This window comes from Embleya sp. NBC_00888, from assembly GCF_045207655.1.
GTDB lineage: Bacteria > Actinomycetota > Actinomycetes > Streptomycetales > Streptomycetaceae > Embleya.
Window position 1 is genome coordinate 4,441,819 of the sequence record NZ_CP108785.1, and the last position, 20,820, is coordinate 4,462,638.

Here is a 20,820-nt window from a genome sequence, read left to right on the forward strand (position 1 = left end):
CAGTAGCCCGTCCAACTGTCGTGGAGCCCAATGCCAGCCGCGAGTGAACCGGCGCACACGCCCGGATCCGTCCGTCCCGGTGGACGCACGGCGCGTACCCGCACGGAGGTACTGAGGGCGGCATTGGCGGAACTCGGTGAGCCCGACCGAGGCGGACTCACCATGGAGAACGTGGCACGTCGCTCCGGTGTGCACGTGGCCACCCTCTACCGGCGTTGGCGCACGGTCGAAGGCTTGATCGTGGACCTGCTGACGTGGATCAGTTTCAACGAGATTCCCTTTCCCGACACCGGATCATTGGAAGGTGACCTTCGGGCGCTGTCGCGGTCGATCGTGACCCTGTACAAGGACGACATCCGTTACCGCAACATGATCGAGACCATCATCGCGGGCGCCACCAGGGATCCGGCGGCGGAACGTGCCCTGCGCGACTTCTTCGCCGACCGCAACGCCGGCGCCGCGGTGATCGTCGAGCGTGCGATCGCACGTGGCGAGCTGCCCGCCGAGACCGATGGTGTCGAACTCATCGCGGCGCTGGGGGCGCCGGTCTACTACCGGATGCTCGTCACACGCCGGCCGCTCGACACCGCGCTCGCGGACCGCGCCGCGGCCGCGGTCCACACCGCCGCCCTCGCCGGCGTCTTCGCCGGCACCGACTGATCGGGGCCGCTCGCTGAGTTGAAGGCTTGACGCGTGTCGCCTCGGGGCTTCGTCACCGAACTGCCCGGCGGGCTCGACACCGAACTCGGCGAGCGCGGCGCCGACCGGATGCGAGTCCGGACGGCGCGCTGACGGGCGACGAAGCCCCGCGTGATCTGGACAGCGCCCCGTACCGGCGCCGCCTAGGCTGCGACCGACCACCTCGCGGGGCACACCACACCTTCACAGGCCGATCACGCTCGGCCGCGAACTGCTCGTGGCATGCCCCGAATTCGACAGTGAGGAATCACCATGGGGCTGGGCAGACGTTCACTCGGCATACTCGGCGCAGCGGCCGGCCTGCTCATGATGGCGGGTACCTCCACCGCCGGGGCCGCGCCGGCCCTGGTGGACTTCGATCGTGTCGTCAACACGAACAGCCGGCTGTGTCTGGAGGTCGAGAACTCCTCCACCGCCAACGGTGCTCGTGTCCAGCAGTGGTCGTGCAGTTCCCGGCGCGGCGACGACTGGTACCCGGTGCGGCAGAGCAACGGCCTCTACAAGATCGTGAACAAGAACAGCGGCAAGTGCCTGGAAGTCGAGAACTCCAACGGCTACAACGGCGCTCGCGTCCAGCAGTGGAGCTGCGTCGGCCAGGAAGGCGCCCTTTGGGCGTTCTTCTGGCAGTCCGACACGCAGTCGTCGGAGATCGTCAGCTGGACCAGCAACCGGTGCCTGGAGATCGAGAACTCCTCCAGGTCCAACGGCGCCCGCGCCCAGCTCTGGGACTGCGTCGGACAGCCCGGCACACGCTGGTCACTGCCGTACGACGTGTAACCGCCCAGGCGACATGACACCGGCCTCGTCCCGACGGGACGAGGCCGGTGTCATGTCGCCGCAGTGGACAAGGGTGAACACCCGGGCGCGTCACTTGCCGCGCGGGACGCGCTTGCGGTCGCGGCTCCCGCCCCTCACACGTCGCGGATCCAGTGCCCGTCCGTGGCCCAGCCGAGGAAGCGCCGGACGTTCGGCACCGCCGGATCGTCCAGGCTGCCGCCCGTGAACACATGCCGCAGCCCGGCCAGAACCGGCGCGAGGCGGCGCACGGTGTGCTCCGGCCGCCGCGCCGTCTCCTCCGCCATCCACGCGATCACCGCGAACTGGTCCTCCACCCCGCACAGGGACAGGAAGAACAGCGTCTGCCGCCACGCGTACGCGGCGTCCTTGACGGTGCCGAGCGACCGCGGGTTCCCGGCGATCTGCTGCACCAGACGGCACACCGTGCGGTACGCGCCCCGCGCCGGCTCCGCCCAGCCCTCCACCGGCTCCACCCCGATGGGGTACACGAGCGCGGCGAGGTTGTGCGTGGTGAGGATCTGCGCCTGCTCGATGACCTTCCCATTCGCCGCGACCCACCAGCGGCCCCGCGGATCGATGCCGGCCCGCTCCCGGCACAGCTCGGCGAAGGCGTCCGAGGTGTTCGCCGCGAACCCACGCTCGCGCCTGACGTCGTCGATCGTCCGGATCGTGGCGTAGTCGATGCCGTAATACCGCGCGTACAGCGACCCTTCGAGCAGTACCGCGGCGTCCTGCGCGGCGCGCAAGAACTTCGCGGAGAACGTGCCCATGAAGATGTCCGCCGCGAGTTCCTCGGTGAACACCGCCTTGACCCCGGCCTGGCGCGCGAGCGAACCGAGCTCCTGGAGCAGCGGGTTCGGGACGATCGTGCCCGGGAAGGCGCGCACCGTCAGCGTGCCCAGCTCGGTCAGCGCCTCCCAGGCGTTTCCCGCGGTGTCGGTCGACACCCGCCGATACGCGGACACCGCCCGCACCCACGGCAACTCCTCCAGCCGCACCTGGTGCTCCAGGTTGAGGAGCAGCAGCGACCGACGCTCGGCGAACGCCCCGTACCCCGCGGTCATCAGCGTGCGCAGCGCCGGGTCGTGGTACGCCAACGCGGTCGTCGCGGCGACCAGTTGCGGGACCAGCTCGGCCAGCACCTCGGCCGACGGCACGATGCCGCGCTCGACGAGCGTCGCGACGGGCGCGCTCAGCGCGCGCTCGACCGGGTGACGCAGGCTGTCCGGAATCGGGCTGCCCGCGCGCACGCCGGTCCGCTCGGCTTCCGCGTCGGTCACCGGTACGAGCAGCCACGCCGTGTCGGGCAGACCCGCGTCGTCGCGCAGGTTCGCCAACCGGGTGATGAGGACACGTGCCAGCTCGTGGAGCGTCGCGGTCGACGCGTCCTCGGCCTGACGGGCCCGCAGTGCGGCGTGCGGCGGCGAACCGGGCGCGCCGCGCTTGACGACCATCGCGTCGACGGCGTGCCGGAGCAGGCCGGGGCGGGCCGGCCCACGCGTACCGACGTTCGCGCGGATGCCGGAGCGGGGTCCGGCGGCGCGGGGTCCGGTGGCGCGGGCGGCGCGGCCGTTCGCGATGCGGGTGCCGGCGCTGCGAACATCACCGGCCCGTGTGTCACCGAGCGCCTCGGCCAGGGCGGCCAGCAGGATCGCGGAGTTTTCCCTGGGGTTGTGGTGCTTGGTGCACAGCGTGTGCTGCGCCGCCAAACGCCGGTAGCGCTGGAGGAGTTCACGGCCGCGTTCGATCCAGCCCGCCGGTCGGATCGCGTCGAGCCGGCCGTCCTCGACGGTCTCCAGCCAGTGCGCGAGCAGCTGGTCGGCGAACGGGTTCCACACGGTCAGCGCCTCGTTCATCGCCTCGACCGCGGGCTTGGGTCGCCGCGCGCCGAGCGTGGCCCGCAACGAGCCCACGGACTCGCGGTGCACGGCGGAGCCGTCGGGCACCGGCGTGTCGCTGGGGCCCGGCAGGAAGCGGAGGCGGTCCGCGTACGGCGCGATCTCGTCGAGCAGCGTGAGCGCCGCGAAGCGGTCCCCGGCGCGCAGCAGCCACGCGATGGTGAGCAGCGCGGCCTCCTCGGGCACCGCGACGTGATACCGGCCGGTGTCGAGCATCGTGTGGAGCTCGGCCAGGCCCGCGTCGGTGAGGAAGTACCGGAACACCGCGAGCCGATCGCCGGTACGCAGCCCGGCGCGGGCGGCGGCTTCGGCCTCGTGTGCGGTCCACGGCCCGCCGGCCGCGGCGTCGCCGGTGGCGAATCCGCCGCGCACGACCTCCGGGGTGACCCAGGCGGGAAGCCCGCGCACGGGCGTGCGCGAGCCGATGGCCAACGAGCCGTCGGCCATGCCGCGGGCGACCTGCGTCCAGCGGCGCACGCGCTCCTCGGCGCGAAGCCGGGTCGCCTGGCTCTCGTGGGAGGCGGCGGTGTGGAATGCCTTGGCCAACTGCCAATCCGCATAGCCGGGGTTGGCGACGGGCTGCACGTGAATCTCGTTCATGCCGACGTGGCGGGCCCTGCCCCCGCGCCCTCCGGGTTGAGAGCCCGGTGCTCTACTGACTGAGCTACACGTCGTGGTCGGTGTGGTCGGCACGGCGGGCACCGCGCGCCCTGCCGCCTTGTGCGGGTTCCGGGCCCGGAGCTCTCCGGGCCGAGTCCCATGCCGCCGCGTTCCGATGTCGCCGACGTGGCGGGTCCCGCCCCCGCGCCCTCCGGGACCGAAGCCCGGTGCTCTCCCTGACTGAGCTACACGCCGTTGTCGCGTTCGCCAACGTGGCGGGTCCCGCCCCCGCGCCCTCCGGGTCCGAAGCCCGGTGCTCTACTGACTGAGCTACACGTTGTGGTGCGCCGGCGCAGTGCCTGCCGACGAGGACGACACTAGGCCCGAGCCGCAGGCGGGGCAACGGGGTTATTCGCCCGGCGCGCGCGGCGGCCATGGTTCGCCGCTCTTGGCACGCCGCCGCGACGGATACTCGGGCAACCCGTCGGCCGGCGCCACGGTCAGCGCCTGCCGGTAGGCGTACGGGGTGCGGCGTCGCTCGGCGTGGACCGCGCCGAATCCCTCGAGGACCGGCCGATCCGGGAACGACAGCGCCTCGTACACCCCGGCGTGTCCGGCTGACAGCGCCGGAGGTTGCGCGGTGTCGGGGTCGTTGCGGGAGCACAGGGGGCACTCACGCCAGGCGCACCCGCGCTCGTCCGTCGCGTTCGGAGCGAACGTCCAGCGCGCAGTAGGGTTCCCGGCCGCACGGGGACAGGTCGGTGCGTCCCGGCGCGGGCGTCGCATTCGCGGCTCGCACACTGTGTGTCCGGCGTCCGAGTTCGCGTGCGATGGTCGTCCGGGGCATGCCGGTTCGGCGATCTACTCCGTCGGAGCGAAGGCCGAGGTCAGGTCCGGGGCCGACCAGCGGAGCATGTCGGCGGGGGCGCTGTCGGAGGGGCCCGGGTAGAGCCGGTACAAGGTGCCGGTGCCGGCGATCGGGACGTCGCCGTGGACCAGGGCCACGAACGCGCGGCCGGCGGCGAGTTCCTCGGCCGGGTCGAGGTGGGCCGCTGTCGCGCCGACGTCGTCGCGCACGCGGGCCGTGAAGGCGTCGACTCCCTCGTCGGCGCCTCGGCGGTACTCGGTGACCTCTCCCTCGCGCCGGCCGCGGATCAGCACCCGGTCGGTGGTCGCGGCGGCGATGATCCGGGCCAGGTCGCCGAGCGTGGCCCGGCCTCCCGGGGCGAAGTGGATGCGCAGGTCGCGGGCCAGTTCGGCGAGGCGGTCGGTGTGCCGGAAGACGTCGTGCAGGCCGTCCCGGCCGGACAGGTTCAAGTCGGTCCACTGCGCGGTGCCCGCGGCCAGATCGACGGTCATCGGGACGCAGATCCGCGCGTCGCCCGCCAGGTCGAAACGCTGCCGGACCGCACTCGGATCGAACGTGCGCCCGGCGGCCACCGCGTCCAGGTCCTGGAAACCGGCGAACGCGTCGAGCAGGTCGTCGAACGCCACGTCGTTGTAACTGAAGACGACCACGACGGCGTACCGCACGTCCAGTGCGGCCAGCTTGGCGATGTCCAGATCCACGAACTCGGTTGCGCCGTGCGGTGCGGGCGCCGAGGTGAAGTCACCCGAGTGCACCACCGCGCGGTCCGGGCCGTAGACCAGGTTCGTGTAGTCGCACAGGCCGAGGTACTCCCAATTCGCGTCGTACAGCGCGACGGACAGGTCCAGGTCGACTCGCTGGTCCGCGGCCTGCATCCAGTGCAGGAACAGCCGGATCCGGCCGCCGCGCGGCATCGGCTGGACGCTTCCGCGTGGGATGGCGACCAGCGCTTTCGCAGTGGAGTGCTCGGCGAACGGCGCGATCAGGTCGCCCAGTCCGGCGTCCAGAAACGCGATGTCGTGGCGCGGCAACTTGACTGCCCGGCGCGTCAGTTCGCGCTCGATGAGGGCGCAGACCGGGGCGCTGAGCGCAGCCGGGACGGGCTCGCCCGGGTCGTTGTGCGCGTACGCTCCCGCGATACTGCCGCGCGGGAACCACACCCGCCGTTCCCCCACAGCGCGTTCGGCCCGCAGCCGACCCCACGCGCCGAGCAGGGGACCGGGGCCGACCCGGCGCAGCACGTGCGGCAGCGCGGCGACGAGCCCGGCGGGCAGCGTGGTCGCGCCGCTGCCCGCCCGGACCCGGAGCAAGTGGTGTAGCCGGCGCACCAGTTCGCCGGGGCGCCGGATCAGTAGCGCGGTCGCGCCGGTCGTGTCGCCGGCCGCGAGCAGCGTTTCGACCCGGGACGCGAAGGTGCGCACCACGATCCGGTTCGCCACGACCGCCACCGCGTCGCCGTGCGCGTCGGCGGCGAGCAGCAGCGCGGGACCGGCCCGAAGTGCCTGCGGGTCGGTGCCGCGCAGCGCCGCGAACGCGAGCGCGGCATTGGGGTACGTGCCGATGTAGTCGAAGGGATGCAGCAGTTCACCGGCGCGCAGCCACGCCTGGCGATGCCGGCACAGGTCCTCGTACACGTGCTCCAGTGGCAGCCCGTCCAGGACCGCGAGCAGCATGCGGCGCAGTCGCCGCGGCACCGTGCGCAGCCGAGGCGGAGTGAGCAGATCGGGGTGGGCGCCGGACCAGGCCCACAACACCCGCAGCACGTCGGTCGCGGTGTCCAGCCGGCCGGCGGGCAGGTGGTCGGGAAGCAGGCCGGCGAGTACGACGGCCTTGCTTTCGCGGACCGGGATCTCGGTGGGCAACCACCGCTCGGCGTCGGCCGGCGCGTGCTCGGCGAGCAGGATCAGATCGTGCCGGTCCTGTGGCCCGAGCGGGGTGCGCCGGGCGAGCAGGGCCAGCAGTTCGCCGAGCGCGTCCGCGTCCCGGTCCACGCCGAGCCGGAGCGGTGCCAGGGTGCCGGTGATCGGGACGAGTATGTCCGCGGTCCGGCTGCCGGCCGGGGTCAGATGCGGCTTGCGCAGGCGTATCGGCTCGGCGCACACCGGGCACGCGCGCAACTCCTCGGCCGGCGCACAGGTCGAGCACAGCAGGTGCGCGCAGGGCGCGAGCGCGCCGATGTCGCCGGCCCGGCCGCAGATCGCGCAGGGCTGGTTCGGCTGGTTGAGCAGGAACGCTCGGATTCGGGTGGAGTAGCGCGCCTGCGCGTAGTTCGGCACCTGTGCGGGAAAGCCTGCGAACAGCGGGCGGTGCCGGCGGTCGTTGCCCAGCCGGGCGTCCAGCCGCGCCAGCAGCCGCATTCCGTGTGTCGCGAGATCCACCGGTCGCAAGCCGGCCAGCGCGGTCCGCAACGGGGCGCTCAGTACATGGCCGCGCTGCACCAGATCCGCTTCCAGCGCGGCGATCCCGCGGGCGTTCACACCCGCCTGATCCGGCCCGACCCGCTCCGCGTCGATGTACACCTGCGCCAGACGTCGTACCAGGAGGCCGTCGAGATCGTCGGCCGCGGTACTGGTATCAACTCGAACGATGCTGCGCACGCCACCACTCATGTACCGGTTGCCCCCGACGAAAGACGAAGCGAGGGCGGAGAGTGGGTGCGCTGTCGGTTATCGGAGTGAGAAGGAAGCACACCGCGGAGCCGCCCCCGCAGGTCGACCCTAACGTCACCCCCCGGGTTCGCCTAAGGAATTTCCGGTCCGGTCCGGGGAGAGGCGGTGCGAGACCCGGCCCGAACCCCGACGACAGGGCGTTGGCCGGGTAGCGCCGACGCCCGATGTCGAAGCCGCCGAGCGCGCCGGCGTCCGGCTACGAGCCGTTCGGCTTCCGGATCACGGCCGATACCGCCCTCCCCGACGACGGCCTCCGCACACGATGTGTGTCAGATCGGGTCCCACACGATCGACTCGTAGAGTCTGCCGAGCGTCCCCGTCAACGCGGTGTCGATCGGGATCGGCACGTCGTCGATGAGCCGAACCGGCGCGATCCCGCGCGAGTTCGTTACGAACGCGGCCCGGAACGAGCCCACGTCGGACAGGTGGACCGGGCCGCGTCGGGAGGGCAACGGCCCTGCGGAGAGCGCCCTTTCGAGCAGACCCATGGTGATGCCTTCCAGGACGGGCGCGTTCGGCCAGAGCAGCGAAGTGCCGTCGAAGAACACGACGTTGGTGATCGCACCCTCCGCGACGAGTCCGTCCGGGCCGGTCAGGAGCGCCTCGTCGAAGCCCTCGCGGGCGACCTGTCGGCGGTAGTGCGCCTGCCCGAAGTCCCCGACGCGCTTGATGTGCGCGACGGAACGCAGATACGGGACGGACCGCAACGCCTGTGGCGCGGGCGGCATGTCGCCGGGTGGCCGCACGGTGACCAGGATCGCGACCGACCCGGGCTCGTCCACGGCGAACACATGCACCCGCACGGACGCGTCGGGAACGTCGTCGGTCAGCGCGTGCCGGATGTACCGCCGGATCAGGTCCCCGTCCAGGGGGCTGCCGAACAACTCCCGGTTGGCCGTGTCGAGCCGATGGAGGTGGTCGGCGAGGCCGCGCACCCGGCCGCCGCGCACCTGCATCGCGGTGAAATGCCCGTAGCCGGCCACGGCGACGGCGTGCAGCCGTTCCACCGTGGTGGACCGGCCGTCGATCTCGACCCGTGATACCGCCGAAGCACTCATGCCGCCGACGATAACCGCCCGTCCGGGGCTTCCACCCGCGACGGCGCCGTGGTCGGCGACCCGGCCACGGGCCGGACGCACGCATGCAGTTCGCCACTGCGGACGAGAACGGCACGCACCTGTTCACTCGACGACAGGCACCCCGTGGACCCCGAGCCCACACCGCCGTCGAACTCCTCGACACGCCGGCCCCGGGCGCGCGCCGACGTGGTGATCCAACCTCGCAAGCTTGTCATTCCCGACTTCCGCACGCCGTTCGCCACGGCGCGACGTCCAGCCGTCACGCCCAGATATCCATCGGCACGAACCCCGTGTTGCGTCCTTCGGGATCCAGGAGGTGGCCCATCCGCTTGGCGTTGGCCAGCGTCAACCACCGGTCCTCGATGGTGAGTTCGGGAAATCGCTCGGCGAGCTGCGCCTCCAGGCGGCGGGTGTCGGGAATCGAGCGCACCCAGGCGGTGATCAGCAGGCTGTGCCGTGCCGCGATCGCGGCGCACATGCGGACCTCGGCCACCGCGGCGATCGACGCGCCCACGCGGGCCAGGTCCGCACTGGGGACGTTCGCCAGGTAGTGCACGAACACCGGGAACCCCGAGACGCTGTGCGCGATTTCGCAGCGCGGGACGACGCTGCCCTCGCGAAGCATGCGCGTCACCCGACGGCGTACGGTCGACTCGCTCATGCCCGTGGCCTCGGCCAGTTCGCCGTACCCGAGGCGCCCGTCCGCGCCGAGCGCGATGAGCAGTGAGCGGTCTTCGGGGGCAACGGTCCCGATGCCGGCCGACGGTGTGTCGTCGCCCGGGCGCAGCAGGCCGCGCTGGTGGGGGTCCAGGGAGCGCAGGTCCCAGCGGCTGCCTTCGGTGAACAGGTGGGTGGCGATCATGCTGCGGATGGCGGTGACGCCTTCCTGCGCGCCGATGACCTCGATCGCCAGTCTGGACAGCGCGGTGAGGTCGGCGACCATCACGGTCAGCAGGAGGTCGGTACCACCGGACACATGTTCGATACCGGTGATGCGCGGGTCGCGCACCAGCCGCTCGGTGACCGCGCGCACCCGGGCGGGATGACAGTCGACCTCGACGTACGCCGAGCAGTTGACCTGCAGGACGAACGGCCCGCCGTAGGCGGTCACCCACGCCAGGCCGCGTGAGCGCAGGCGCTCCCAGCGGCGCGCGGCGGTGACGGCGCTCATGCCCAGGGCCTGCCCGATCAGCGTCCACGATGCGCGTGGTGCCGTTTGCAGGGCGTTGACCAGCGCCAAGTCGGTCTCGTCCAGGATGGTGGGCCGCAGTTCGGCGGTTGGCGCAAGTTCGGCGGAATGCTTCATCACGGACCTCCGAGTGACGCTTATCAACAAATTCCACGAGATTCTATCCGTAAGTTTCATGCTCCAGGGGTTCGCGAAATACGACGACCCCAGGAGCGGTCCATGCGTCTCGCAGTGCTTCTGCTGATGGTGCCCGTGACGGCACTGCTGGCGACGGTGTGGTTGCCGTTCGTCAACGCTCCGCACATTTGGCTCGGTATGCCGTCGATGATGACCTGGAGCGTGGGCTGGGTGATCGCCCTCACTCCCGCGCTCGCGTACGTCGAGTACCAGAGCACGCGCCGCCGGAACGGGGGCGGCGAATGAACACGACCCTGGCCGTGTCCGTCGCGGGCATGCTGCTGATCGCCGGGCTCGGCGTCCTCGGCCGCCGCAAGCCGGCCGCCAACCTCGAGGAATGGACGGTCGGCGGGCGCCGCTTCGGTGCCGTGACGACCTGGTTCCTCCAGGCCGGCGAGGTCTACACGACCTTCACGTTCCTCGGTCTCGCCGGCCTGGCGTACGCGTCGGGCGTCGGCGTGGTCTACGCGCTGCCGTACCTTCCGCTCGCGTACGTCGGCATGTACGTCGTCGCGCCGTTGGTGTGGCGGATCGGCAAGGACCGCGGCTACCTCACCCAGGGCGACTTCTTCGCCGACCGCTACGGCAGCCGCGCGTTGGGCACGCTGACCGCGGTGCTCGGCGTGGCCTTCCTGCTGCCCTACCTCCAACTCCAGATCACCGGCCTCGGCCTGGTCGTCGAGTTGGCCACCGGCAACAGCGGCTCCGGGACGGCGAGCATGATCGCCGCATCCGTGCTGATCACCGGCTTCGTACTGTGGTCGGGCATCGGCGGCGTGGCACGTGCGGCGTACCTGAAGGACGCGCTCATGGTCGTGGTGCTGATCGTGCTGGCCATCGCCATCCCCGCGCACTACGCGGGCGGTCTCGGCGACGTCACGCACCGGCTCGCCGACACGCACGCGGCCAAGCTCACCGTGCACGACGGGCCGTTCGACCGCACCTGGTTCTTCACCAGCATGATCACCAGCCTGGTCAGCGTGATGTTCATGACCATGCCGCACGGCTGGCCCGCGGTCCTGGCCGCCAAGGACGAGAAGGCCCTGCGGCAGAACAGCATCTGGATCCCGTTCTACAGCGCCAGCCAGGCGATCCCGATGCTGATCGGGTTCACCGGCATCGTGGTCGCGGGCGCGGCATCCGGCGGTGCCAACGGCGTACTGCTGCACCTGACGAACGGCGCCATGCCCGACTGGCTGGTCGGCGTCGTCGTCACCGCGGCGGCCGCGTGCGCCATGGTGCCGTCCGCGGCGATCGTGCTCGGCATATCGTCGCTGGTCGCCCGCAACGTCGTCCGGACCCGCACCGAACGCTCGGGCCTGCTGGTCAACCACACCACCGTCGTCGGCGCCGTCGGCGTGGCGCTGGTCCTGGCCGTCGAGCGGCCGGACGCCCTGGCGAACCTGCTGCTGCTCACCTACTCCGGTCTCGCGCAGATGGCGCCCGGACTGCTGTACGCGCTGACCGGCCGCCGTCCGCTCGTCGGCGCGTGGTCGGTGGCGGCCGGAATCCTCGCGGGCGAAGCGGTGGTCATCTGGCTGACGTTCGGCGACAACGGCCACGTCGTGGACACCAACCACGTCAACGCGGGGCTGATCGGCCTGGGCGTCAACCTCGCCGTCGGCCTCCTTGCCGAAGCCGCTCGGCGCCTGGCCGTCGGCAGGCCGCCGACGGTCGACGCGATGCCGCGCCCGACGCGGAAGACGGCCGCGTGAGCCCGGCACCGGCCGAGCCCGAGCCCGAACGACACGACAGGGAACAAACGAACGAATGGCACATGCAATGACGACCCACGGCATCCACGGCGCCACGGCATCCGTTCCGGGGAGCAGCCTGTCCCACCCGGACGAGCCCACCGCGAGGATCTTCCGATCCCGCCGCATCATCACCCTCGCCGACTCGGGCGGTGCCGCGACCGCCGAACCGGAGGCCTTCGCCACCTTCGGAGATCGCGTCGTCGCCGTCGGGGACGTCGCCGACCTGCGGTCGCGCCTTCCCGCAGCCGAGCTGGTCGACCTCGGCGACGCCGTCGTGGTCCCGGGCTTCAACGACGCGCACTGCCACCCCGCCGGGCTGGCGGACACCCGCATGCGGGTGCCACTGACGCCGCAGACCCTGGCGGCCACCGGCGGATCACGCGACCCGCTCGCGGAGCGCGTCCGAGCGACCCCGCCCGGAGGCTGGGTGGTGGCCGAGGGATACGACCCCAACGCCGACCCGCAGGGCCGCCTCGATCGTGCGGCCCTGGACGCGATATCCACCGAACACCCGCTCCTCGCCGTGCACTTCTCGTGCCACATGGCCGTCGCCAACTCCCGCGCTCTGGAACTCGCCGGCTACCGCGACACCGACCTCGACCCGAACGGAGGCACGCTCGGCCGCGAAGCGGACGGTCGGCTCGACGGGTGGATGTACGAGGGCGCGTGGTTCGACCAGTGGTTCCGCCCGAGCGGCGCCCCCGAACTGCTGGGCGAGTTCACCCTCGACGACCTGGTCCCGTCGTTCACCGAGGTGGTCCGTGAGTTCCACGCGGCGGGCATCACCTCCTGGTGCGACGCGTTGGTCTCGCCGCGCGAACTGCGGCTGTACCAGGAGGCCGCGCACCGCGGGGTCCTCACCGCCCGCGTCGGCATGCTCATGTGGCACCGCTACTTCGCGGACCTGGCGCGGACCGGACTGCGCACCGGTTTCGGCGACGAGCGTCTGCGGCTGGTCGGCGTCAAACTGATGATCGACGGCGCGCTCGCGGGCGGCACCTGCCTGTGCCGCGCCCCGTACCCCAGCCAGACAGGCGCCGACAACGGCATCCAACTCATGACCGACCAGGAGTTCGCCGACACGGTCCTCGCCATCCACCGGACCGGCAGCCGCGTCGCCGTGCACGCGAACGGGGACCTGGCCGTCGGCAAGGTCCTGGACGCCATCGAAGCCGCCCGCGCCGCAGACCCGGCGTACGCGGGGATCAATCACCGTATCGAGCACTGCAGTCTCGTCGACGACAGCCTGGTCGAGCGCATCGCCGCGGCCGGGGTCACCCCCGTGCCGTTCGGCTCGTTCGTCCACGACCACGGCGGCAAGCTGCGCGACTACTACGGCGACGAACGCGCCGCCGCGGCCTGCGGCCACCGCCGCTTCCTCGACGCGGGCATCCTCGTGGGCGGCTCCTCCGACCACCCGGCCGGCCCCCTCCCGCCGCTGCTCGCGATCCGCACCATGGTCACCCGACAGACCCGCGACGGCGTAGTCCTCGGCCCGGACCAGCGCATCAGCGCCCGCGAGGCCCTGGCCGTCTACACGATCGGCTCCGCGCACGCCACAGGCGAGGGCCATCTGAAGGGCCGCCTCGTCCCGGGCATGCTCGCGGACTTCACCGTCCTGGGCGAGGACCCGCTGTCCGTCGCCCCCGAACACATCGCGGAGATCCCGATCCTTTCGACTTGGGTGGGCGCCCGGCAGGTGTGGGGCGCGTAGGGGCCCGAACGTGTCCGGGACCGGCGCACCGACCGGTTCGCGCGCCGGCGGCCGTCGTGGGCGCGGCAGCCGTCGTCGCCCACGGGGTCGAACGCCGAAGTGAACGACGCGATGAGCGCCGAGACGACCGTGAGGGCCGCCGGGGCGGCGCTGACCCGCACCTTTCCACCGTCCGGGCCCGCACGAGAGAGGACGTGACTCGACGGCCGTCCGGAGAAGTTCGCGGCGGCGATGCACGTGCACGATGACGGGAGGACCTGTCGGTGTCCCCCGATTGCCGAGCGGGCATTCCGGCCGCGGGCAGGGCTTCGCCACCCGTTCGCCCGCCCCGCGGTGCGGGATGTCCGGAACGGGCCGACTGTGGAGTTGTGAACAACCACCACGAATCACAGCACCGGTTCGGCGTCGACACCCGTGCGGTCACGGTGGGCAGCGTGCTCACCGCCTCGGGTTCGATCATCGCGCTGACCGGCCTGGCCATCACCGCATCCGCACTGCTGGGCGCGGTACGCAAACTGATCCGGGACTTGGACACCCCGCCAGGCGAAATGGCCGCCGTGAAGCTGCGGCAGGCGAAGCACGCTTCACGGGCGGGGATGGCGGCGTGGCAGGAGGCAGCGAACGGTCGTTCTTGACGGACGGTCGTCTTCGACCCCACACACGCAACGACCGAAGACGGTGGTGTTCTCGCCGGCCCCGCGGGGCCGGCGAGAACACCACCGTCTTCTGCTGAGCCGTGCTTCGCCGCCCCGGACCGGGTGTCCGGGTCGGCCTGCCGACGCCAAGAGCGCCGGCCGCCTTCTCGAGCAGCCGTATCGCCTGCGGCAGCCGTGGGGGCGCACCATGTCGCCGAGCGGCGGGGGTCGACGCGGGTGCGAACTCGGACGCGGGTGCGGGCGACGCGTCACGCCGGTATGTGCCTTCGGGCGAGTGTGTTCAGGGCGTCCAGATCGATGTCGGAGAGGTCGATCTCGGCGGCCTCCCAGTAGGCGTCCAGCTGTCGCGGTGTGCTCGGGGCGACGACGGGGAGCAGTACCGGCGAATTGCCGAGCAGCCATGCCAGTGCGATCTGGGCGGCGCTCGCTCCGTGGCGTTCGGCCACGGCGGTGACGGCCGATCTCGTCCGGGCCCCCGTACCCAGGGGCCGTCGGGGCACGAACACCAGGCGGTGGGATTCGCAGAACCCGAGAAGATCCTCCGTGGTCCGATCGGCGACGTTGTACGGGGCGTGGACGGAGGAGATCTCGGTGATCGTCATGGCCCGCCGCACCTCTGCGATGCTGCCGGCCTCGACCCCGATGTGGCGTACCTTCCCCGCACGGCGCAGATCCGCGAGCACGCCGAGTCGGTCCATCCAGCAAGGCGTCTCGGCGGGATCCGCCGCGGGCAAGCGGTAGAGGTCGATCGTCTCCGTACGCAGTCGGCGGAGGCCGGCTTCGCACTGCGCACGGAGCCGATCGGGGTGATCCGGCGCGGACGCGCCACCGGTACCCGCGTTCGTGTCGCCGGCGCGGGCCGCGACCAGGAGGTGCGCCGGATAGGGGTGGAGCGCGTGAGCGACCCATTCCTCGGCGGTGTCCTCGACATCGACGAGGCGCGCCCCGCGGTCGACGGCTCGACGCAGGACGGTTCGAGCCTGTCGACCCGCCTCGGGCGTCCTCGGAATCCCCGGGGCGGTCAGGCCCCTGGTGGACAGACCCAGACGCTGGGGCAACGGACTTCCGCCGATGGTGAAGAAGTCGGGATGCATCGTCTCCGGCCTTGTCGGAGTCGGCCGAGACGGCACTCGCTGGGTGCGGGCTCGGGTCGTGGTGTCGACGAGGTCGACGAATGGGACCGTGTCGAGTGATACCGCGGCGGTTTCGTGAGGAACCCCCGTGCACCGATCACCATGCGATGCTATGCACATACCGCATTCAGTGCAATCATGAAATTGCACTCGGTGCAATTGGGAGTTCGGGAACGCTACGAGGCGGTGCACTTGCATGGAAGACTTCCGACGCGTGGCCGACGCGGTCCAGGCGGACATCGAAGCGGGGCGGCTCCGGCCCGGCGATCGACTGGCCACCCAACGGCAGTTCGCCCGCACCCACGGCATCGCCAACTCCACCGCCGGGCGCGTCTACGCCGAATTGGGTCGTCGGGGACTGATCCTCGGTGAGGTCGGCCGCGGCACCTTCGTCCGCGCCGCCGCCAAGCATCCCCTCGCACTGTCCGACCCCTCGAACGCCCCCGCCGATCTCGAACTGAGCGTGCCCTCGGTCCCCGAGCAGTTTCCGCTGCTTGCCGAGGGCCTCGCGCGCATGCATCGGCCCGATGTCCTGCGGAACGCCCTTCTCCCCGTCGGCGTGTCCGGCACCCCGGAGGCCCGGACGGCGGCCGCGGCGACACTGGCGTGTGCCGGATGGGCCCCCGACCCGGCCGACATCCTCTTCGCGGGCAGCGGGCGCCAGGCCATCGCCGCCACCATCGCCGCGCTCGTTCCGCCCGGAGGCCGGCTCGGGGTCGAGGAACTGACCTACCCGGTGGTCCGTGCGATCGCCGCACGGCTGGGGGTGGTTCTCGTCCCCCTGGCCATGGACTCCGCCGGTGTACGACCCGCGGCCGTCGCCGCCGCGCACCGTGTGGCGAGACTCCAGGCGATCTATCTCCAACCGACCCTGCACAACCCACTCTCGATCACGATGCCGGCCGAGCGGCGGAACGAACTCGCGGCCCTGGCGAACAGGTTGCGCCTTCCGATGATCGAGGACGCGGTCTGGTCGCGGTTCGGCGACACCGCGTTGCCGCCGATCGCCCTCGGGGCTCCGGAGCACGCCGTCGTCATCGACAGCCTGTCCAAACGTGTGGCGCCGGGCCTGAGCATCGGGATGGCGGTCGTCCCGCACCGGATCGCCGGCGCGGTGCGCGCGTCGCTGCGAACCGGTGCGTGGACGGCCCAGCGCTACGCCCTGGAGGCGGCCACCGGGTGGATGAGCGACGGCACACTCGCCGCCGTTCTGGAGGCAAAGCGCGTGGACGCGCGCGTTCGTCAGGACGCCGTTCGCTCCAAGCTCGCGGGTTTCCGGCTGCGGACCGCTCCCGGCGCCTACATGTGTTGGTGGGAACTACCGGAACCGTGGCGGGCGGACACGTTCGTGGCGGCGGCCGCGCGCCGGGGCATCGCGGTCACACCCGGCGCCGCCTTCGCGGTCGCGCCCGCCACCGCCCACGATGCGATCCGATTGGGACTGGCCTCCCCGACCCCGGACGCCCTGTCGGCGGCTCTGGAGGTCCTGGCAACCCTGGCCGGTTCGATCCCGGAGCACGAACCGGTCGACTAGCCTGCGACGACAGTGCCGTGACCACACACGAACCAGGGCCCACAGCGCACCACAAGAGGGCGACGACGAACAGCCCGCACAGGACCTCGCCGATTGGCGTAACCGTCCCGGCTCCGTACAGCGCGTTACTTCCAGACCGTCGCCTTCATACGCACGTGCGGCTCCACGGGCACACCGAGGACGATCTCCACGTATGCCACGTGGCCTTCGTCGGTGGCCACGCAGTAACGCGTGCCCACCGCGGCGGCAACGGCTTGGCTGCTGCCGTACTTCGCCAGCGCGGCCCTGCATTCCGCGGGCGTCGCGGCGCGGGCGCCTTGGGGCAGGCGAGCGACCCTCGCGGTCGGGCCCTCCGTGGCCAGTGACGGTGGGCGGGCGTCGAACAGCGCCACGAGCTCGGCACCCGCGGCGGACGGCGTCGCCATGGGAGGCCCGGCATCCAAGTCCAGGTACTGCAAACCTGGTTCCAGCACGAGTTCGACGGAGCCGATGCGCACCTCGGGCGGTGCCTCGGCGGGTGGAGAGGCCCACGGTGGAACGTCGGGGGCGGAACCACCAGCCGTCGCCGGCAGCGTCCGCGAAGGCGAGCGCGCGGAGCCCGTTGCGGCTTCGTCCGAGCGGTCGCCTCCACCGAACGACAGACCGACGGCGACCCAGATCGTCACCGCGATGCCGACGACCGGGATGACGATCCCGACCACCCACCAAGCCCACTTCGGCTGACCATGGCCGCTCACTCGATCCCCCGCCCGCTACGACCCTCGGAGCGTTCGCGACCCTAGCAAGCACCCGCACGCGCGCGAAGGCATTGGCGCCGAGTTCTCGTCCCGATGTTCCTCGACCACCGGCCCGGCGCGTGCCTCGGCCGGCCCGGGACGCATTCGTGAGCCGACGGCGCAGTGTTGTTCGCGGGGGTGCATGGGTGGTGCGGAGGTGGTGCGTTGGAGACGACCGCTCGACGGGGAGTACCGAGCACACCCCGCCTTTCGGGTGACATCAGGTCCTTGGCATTGCCGCAGCACTCCACGGGTGGGCTACTTGAATGAGGAAGTGAAACCGTTGCGGTCGTCGAGGGGCGGGCGGGCTCGAGGGACGTCCCGTCCATCGACCGATGGATTCAGGGAGCGACCTCATGCCGGTCTCACCAAACCAGGGATCCACAGGCGGGGGCGACGCGGTGACCCTCACCGGCAGCCACTTCACCGGCAGCATCGGCGTGCGCTACGGCTCCCGCCAGGCTGCGAGCTTCACGGTCGTCAGCGACACCACCACCGCCACCATCACCCCCTCCGGCCACGGCCCCGTTCCGGTCTCCGTGACAACCGCCGGAGGAACGGGGGTCGTCGGCACGTTCTACTACCTGCCGCCGCCCTCCTTTCGTCTCACCCCACCTCCTGCGGGCCCGCCGGCCGGCGGCAATACGGTGACTTTCACCGGCCTCGGCCTCTACACGACGAGCGAGGTTCGATTCGGCACGCAGGCCGCCGAATTCACTGTCGACTCCGATGGCCGACTCACCGTGACGGTCCCCGCGGCGGCGTCCGCGGGCCCGGTTGCGGTCACCGTACGCGCCAGGGGCGGCGTCGGCGGCGGAGTCGTCTACACGTATCTCGACTCGCCGTCCATCACCGTCGTCACCCTCGACTCGGGCCCGGTCGGCGGCGGCAATGTGGTCGTGATCACCGGGACCGCGTTTTCGTACGCCACCAGCGTCACCTTTGCCGGCATACCCGCTCTCTCCTATCGGATCGCATCCGACACCGAGATCGACGCCGTGGTACCAGCGGGAGCGCTCGGCTCGGCCGATGTCTCCGTCACCACCCTCGGTGGCACCACATCCGCCTCGGACGCCTATACCTATCTGGGTCGCTTCGCGGTACTGGGCGGACAGTCGGTCACCAGCACCGGCCTCACCACCGTCACCGGAGACCTCGGCGTGAGCCCGGGAGTGTCCGTCACCGGATTCCCGCCCGGCCAGGTGAACGGAACCATCCACACTTCGGACGCGGACGCCGTCGAGGCGCACGCCGATCTGGTCGCGACGTACGACGACGCCGTCGGTCGGATCCCGGACGCAAGCATCTCCGGAGACCTGGGCGGCCTGACGTTGTCTCCGGGCGTCTACAACGCCGTGTCGTCCATCGGGCTCAGCGGCACGCTCACGCTGGACGCCGAGGGCGACCGCAACGCCGACTGGATCTTTCAAATCGGATCGACCCTGACGACGGCAACCGCAAGCCGTGTGCTCCTCACCAACGGCGCCACGGCCCGCAATGTCATCTGGCTGATCGGAAGTTCGGCCACTCTGGGTACCGACACCGCTCTGGCAGGCAGGGTCCTGGCGCAGACATCGATCACGCTGAACGCCGGCACGACGGTCAACGGCCAGGTCCTGGCCCGCGACGGCTCCGTGACGCTGGACACCAACGGCGTCACCCGACCGTGGTGAAGAACCCACACGCCGACGGATGACGTGACGACCACTTCGGGGTCGTCCCCTCCGCCGCGGGGACGACCCCGAACCCTTCAACCCTTCGTCTGCATGCGTGCTGCCAAGCCCGAAATCGCCGACCCTGGGCGGCCGTTCGGATCCGCGAGGGGATGGCGCGCGAGCGGTGGTCGCGATCGCCGTGAAAGCGCGAACGCACTACGGCGGCTCGACGGCCGTCGGGCGGCTCTCGCGGGCGTTCGGCGTCTCACACACTCGGTGGCGGAACTCTTGTGTACGTCTGGCCGGTGCTGGTGCCACCGGGTGTCTCAACGGTGACGTTGACCGATCCGGCCGGCCCCATCGGAGCGACCGCGACGAGTGCGGTGTCGGAGACGACGGTGAAGGCGGCGAGGGTGACGCCGAAACGCACCGCCCCGACGAGAGTGAGGTTGGCACCCGTCAACGTGACGATGTTGCCGGCGGAGGTCGGCCCCTGACCCGGGGAAAGTGCCGAAAGGACAGGCACGGGAATGTACGTGTACGGGAAGTCGTTGCCGGTGCCGCCCGGTGTGGTGACCGTGACTTGAACCGTGCCGGTTCCGGCCGGGACGACGGCGGTGATCTGGGTGGCGGAGACGACGGTGAACGATGTCGCCGACGTGGTGCCGAACTTCACCGCGGTAGTGCCCGTGAACCCGGTCCCGCTCAGCGTTACGGTGTTGCCGCCCGAGATCGGCCCCTGCGCCGGGTCGACCCCGATGACCACCGGTGCGGAGAGATAGAAGTAGAAGATGTTCGGAGCGCTGGTGCCGCTGAGGGTGGTGACGGTTACGGCGACCGGACCGGGAGTTCCGGCGGGTACGACGGCGGTGATCTGGGTGGCGGAGACGACGGTGAACGATGTCGCCGACGTGGTGCCGAACTTCACCGCGGAAGCGCCGGTGAAACCGCTCCCGGTCAGCGTTGCCGTGTTGCCGCCGGAAGCGGGCCCCTGCGCCGGGGAAAGCACCGTGACGACAGGCGCGCCGGCATAGGTGTAGGTGATGCCGTTGCTGGTGCCGTTCGGAGTGGTGACGGTTACGGCGACCGGGCCGAGGGTTCCGGCGGGTACGACGGCGGTGATCTGGGTGGCGGAGACGACGGTGAACGATGTCGCGGACGTGGTACCGAACTTCACCGCCGTAGCGCCGGTGAAACCGCTCCCGCTCAGCGTTGCCGTGTTGCCGCCCGAAGCCGGCCCCTGCGCCGGGGACACCGCCGAAACGAACGGGACATAGGTGTAGGTGATGCCGTTGCTGGTGCCACTCGGGGTGGTGACGGTTACGGCGACCGGGCCGGGAGTTCCGGTGGGAACGACGGCGGTGATCTGGGTGGCGGAGACGACGGTGAACGATGTCGCGGACGTGGTGCCGAACTTCACCGCGGAAGCGCCGGTGAAACCGCTCCCGGTCAGCGTCGCCGTGTTGCCGCCCGCGGCCGGCCCCTGCGCCGGGGAAAGCACCGAAACGACAGGCGCGGCGAGTACGGCCTCCCGGCCGACGGTTTGTTGAAACTCGGGGTGATTCACAGCCTTCAGTCCTTTGTCTCGCGCAAGGGTGAGCCACGACCGAGATCGGGC

At 71.2% G+C, this 20,820-nt stretch carries 16 protein-coding genes and 3 tRNA genes; 8 read left to right on the top strand and 11 right to left on the bottom strand.

Annotated elements, in window-relative coordinates:
- The first annotated feature begins 30 nt into the window (after positions 1-30).
- Positions 31-660: a TetR/AcrR family transcriptional regulator C-terminal ligand-binding domain-containing protein gene (locus OG948_RS53685; RefSeq protein WP_331772371.1), complete on the top strand. Its 630-nt coding sequence runs from the start codon at positions 31-33 to the stop codon at positions 658-660.
- A gap of 291 nt (positions 661-951) precedes the next feature.
- The gene (locus OG948_RS53690; RefSeq protein WP_331772372.1) at positions 952-1,476 is read left to right on the top strand and encodes an RICIN domain-containing protein; all 525 of its coding nucleotides are present in this window, start codon (positions 952-954) and stop codon (positions 1,474-1,476) included.
- Positions 1,477-1,610: 134 nt separating this feature from the next.
- On the opposite strand, the gene OG948_RS53695 is transcribed toward OG948_RS53690, so the two are convergent.
- From OG948_RS53695 to OG948_RS53730, 8 genes are all read right to left on the bottom strand, one after another.
- Positions 1,611-3,995 carry a hypothetical protein gene (locus OG948_RS53695; protein ID WP_406300750.1) on the bottom strand — a complete coding sequence of 795 codons (2,385 nt, stop codon included), beginning with the start codon at positions 3,993-3,995 and terminating at the stop codon, positions 1,611-1,613.
- 1 nt (position 3,996) lies between these two features.
- Positions 3,997-4,069: transfer RNA gene (locus OG948_RS53700), tRNA-Glu, on the bottom strand.
- A 107-nt stretch (positions 4,070-4,176) separates the two neighbouring features.
- Positions 4,177-4,250, bottom strand: a tRNA-Arg gene (locus tag OG948_RS53705).
- 12 nt (positions 4,251-4,262) lie between these two features.
- Positions 4,263-4,335 (bottom strand) — tRNA-Arg (locus tag OG948_RS53710).
- 68 nt (positions 4,336-4,403) lie between these two features.
- A complete protein-coding gene (locus OG948_RS53715; protein WP_331772374.1) occupies positions 4,404-4,598 on the bottom strand; it encodes a hypothetical protein in 195 nt (64 codons plus the stop codon).
- A 258-nt stretch (positions 4,599-4,856) separates the two neighbouring features.
- A complete protein-coding gene (locus OG948_RS53720) occupies positions 4,857-7,460 on the bottom strand; it encodes an MXAN_6230/SCO0854 family RING domain-containing protein (RefSeq protein WP_331772375.1) in 2,604 nt (867 codons plus the stop codon).
- Between the two features lie 341 nt (positions 7,461-7,801).
- Positions 7,802-8,590 carry an aminotransferase class IV family protein gene (locus OG948_RS53725; protein WP_331772376.1) on the bottom strand — a complete coding sequence of 263 codons (789 nt, stop codon included), beginning with the start codon at positions 8,588-8,590 and terminating at the stop codon, positions 7,802-7,804.
- Positions 8,591-8,870: 280 nt separating this feature from the next.
- Positions 8,871-9,917, bottom strand: a complete 1,047-nt coding sequence (locus OG948_RS53730; protein WP_331772377.1) for an Lrp/AsnC family transcriptional regulator — start codon at positions 9,915-9,917, stop codon at positions 8,871-8,873.
- A gap of 102 nt (positions 9,918-10,019) precedes the next feature.
- Between OG948_RS53730 and OG948_RS53735 the strand changes: the two genes are divergently transcribed.
- The 4 genes from OG948_RS53735 to OG948_RS53750 all read left to right on the top strand — a co-directional run bounded on the left by OG948_RS53735 (position 10,020) and on the right by OG948_RS53750 (position 14,083).
- On the top strand, positions 10,020-10,223 hold the full coding sequence (locus tag OG948_RS53735) for a hypothetical protein (RefSeq protein WP_331772378.1): 204 nt from the start codon (positions 10,020-10,022) through the stop codon (positions 10,221-10,223).
- Positions 10,220-11,692 carry a sodium:solute symporter family transporter gene (locus OG948_RS53740; RefSeq protein ID WP_331772379.1) on the top strand — a complete coding sequence of 491 codons (1,473 nt, stop codon included), beginning with the start codon at positions 10,220-10,222 and terminating at the stop codon, positions 11,690-11,692. The genes OG948_RS53735 and OG948_RS53740 overlap by 4 nt, the downstream gene beginning before the upstream one ends.
- A 55-nt stretch (positions 11,693-11,747) precedes the next feature.
- Complete coding sequence (locus OG948_RS53745; protein ID WP_406300751.1) at positions 11,748-13,448, top strand: amidohydrolase; 1,701 nt, start codon at positions 11,748-11,750, stop codon at positions 13,446-13,448.
- 368 nt (positions 13,449-13,816) lie between these two features.
- Entirely contained in the window at positions 13,817-14,083 is a 267-nt protein-coding gene (locus OG948_RS53750) for a hypothetical protein (protein ID WP_331772381.1), read from the top strand.
- A gap of 269 nt (positions 14,084-14,352) precedes the next feature.
- On the opposite strand, the gene OG948_RS53755 is transcribed toward OG948_RS53750, so the two are convergent.
- Positions 14,353-15,198 carry an aldo/keto reductase gene (locus tag OG948_RS53755; RefSeq protein ID WP_331772382.1) on the bottom strand — a complete coding sequence of 282 codons (846 nt, stop codon included), beginning with the start codon at positions 15,196-15,198 and terminating at the stop codon, positions 14,353-14,355.
- 235 nt (positions 15,199-15,433) lie between these two features.
- On the opposite strand from OG948_RS53755, the gene OG948_RS53760 reads away from it, so the two are divergent.
- Positions 15,434-16,771, top strand: a complete 1,338-nt coding sequence (locus tag OG948_RS53760; protein WP_331772383.1) for a PLP-dependent aminotransferase family protein — start codon at positions 15,434-15,436, stop codon at positions 16,769-16,771.
- Positions 16,772-16,896: 125 nt separating this feature from the next.
- Here OG948_RS53760 and OG948_RS53765 read toward each other — a convergent pair whose 3' ends face one another.
- Positions 16,897-17,472 (bottom strand): hypothetical protein, encoded by a 576-nt coding sequence (locus tag OG948_RS53765; protein WP_331772384.1) that lies wholly within the window; start codon positions 17,470-17,472, stop codon positions 16,897-16,899.
- Between the two features lie 431 nt (positions 17,473-17,903).
- Between OG948_RS53765 and OG948_RS53770 the strand changes: the two genes are divergently transcribed.
- Positions 17,904-19,220 (top strand): ice-binding family protein, encoded by a 1,317-nt coding sequence (locus OG948_RS53770; RefSeq protein ID WP_331772385.1) that lies wholly within the window; start codon positions 17,904-17,906, stop codon positions 19,218-19,220.
- Between the two features lie 247 nt (positions 19,221-19,467).
- On the opposite strand, the gene OG948_RS53775 is transcribed toward OG948_RS53770, so the two are convergent.
- Positions 19,468-20,769, bottom strand: a complete 1,302-nt coding sequence (locus OG948_RS53775; protein WP_331772386.1) for an IPT/TIG domain-containing protein — start codon at positions 20,767-20,769, stop codon at positions 19,468-19,470.
- Between the last annotated feature and the right edge of the window lie 51 nt (positions 20,770-20,820).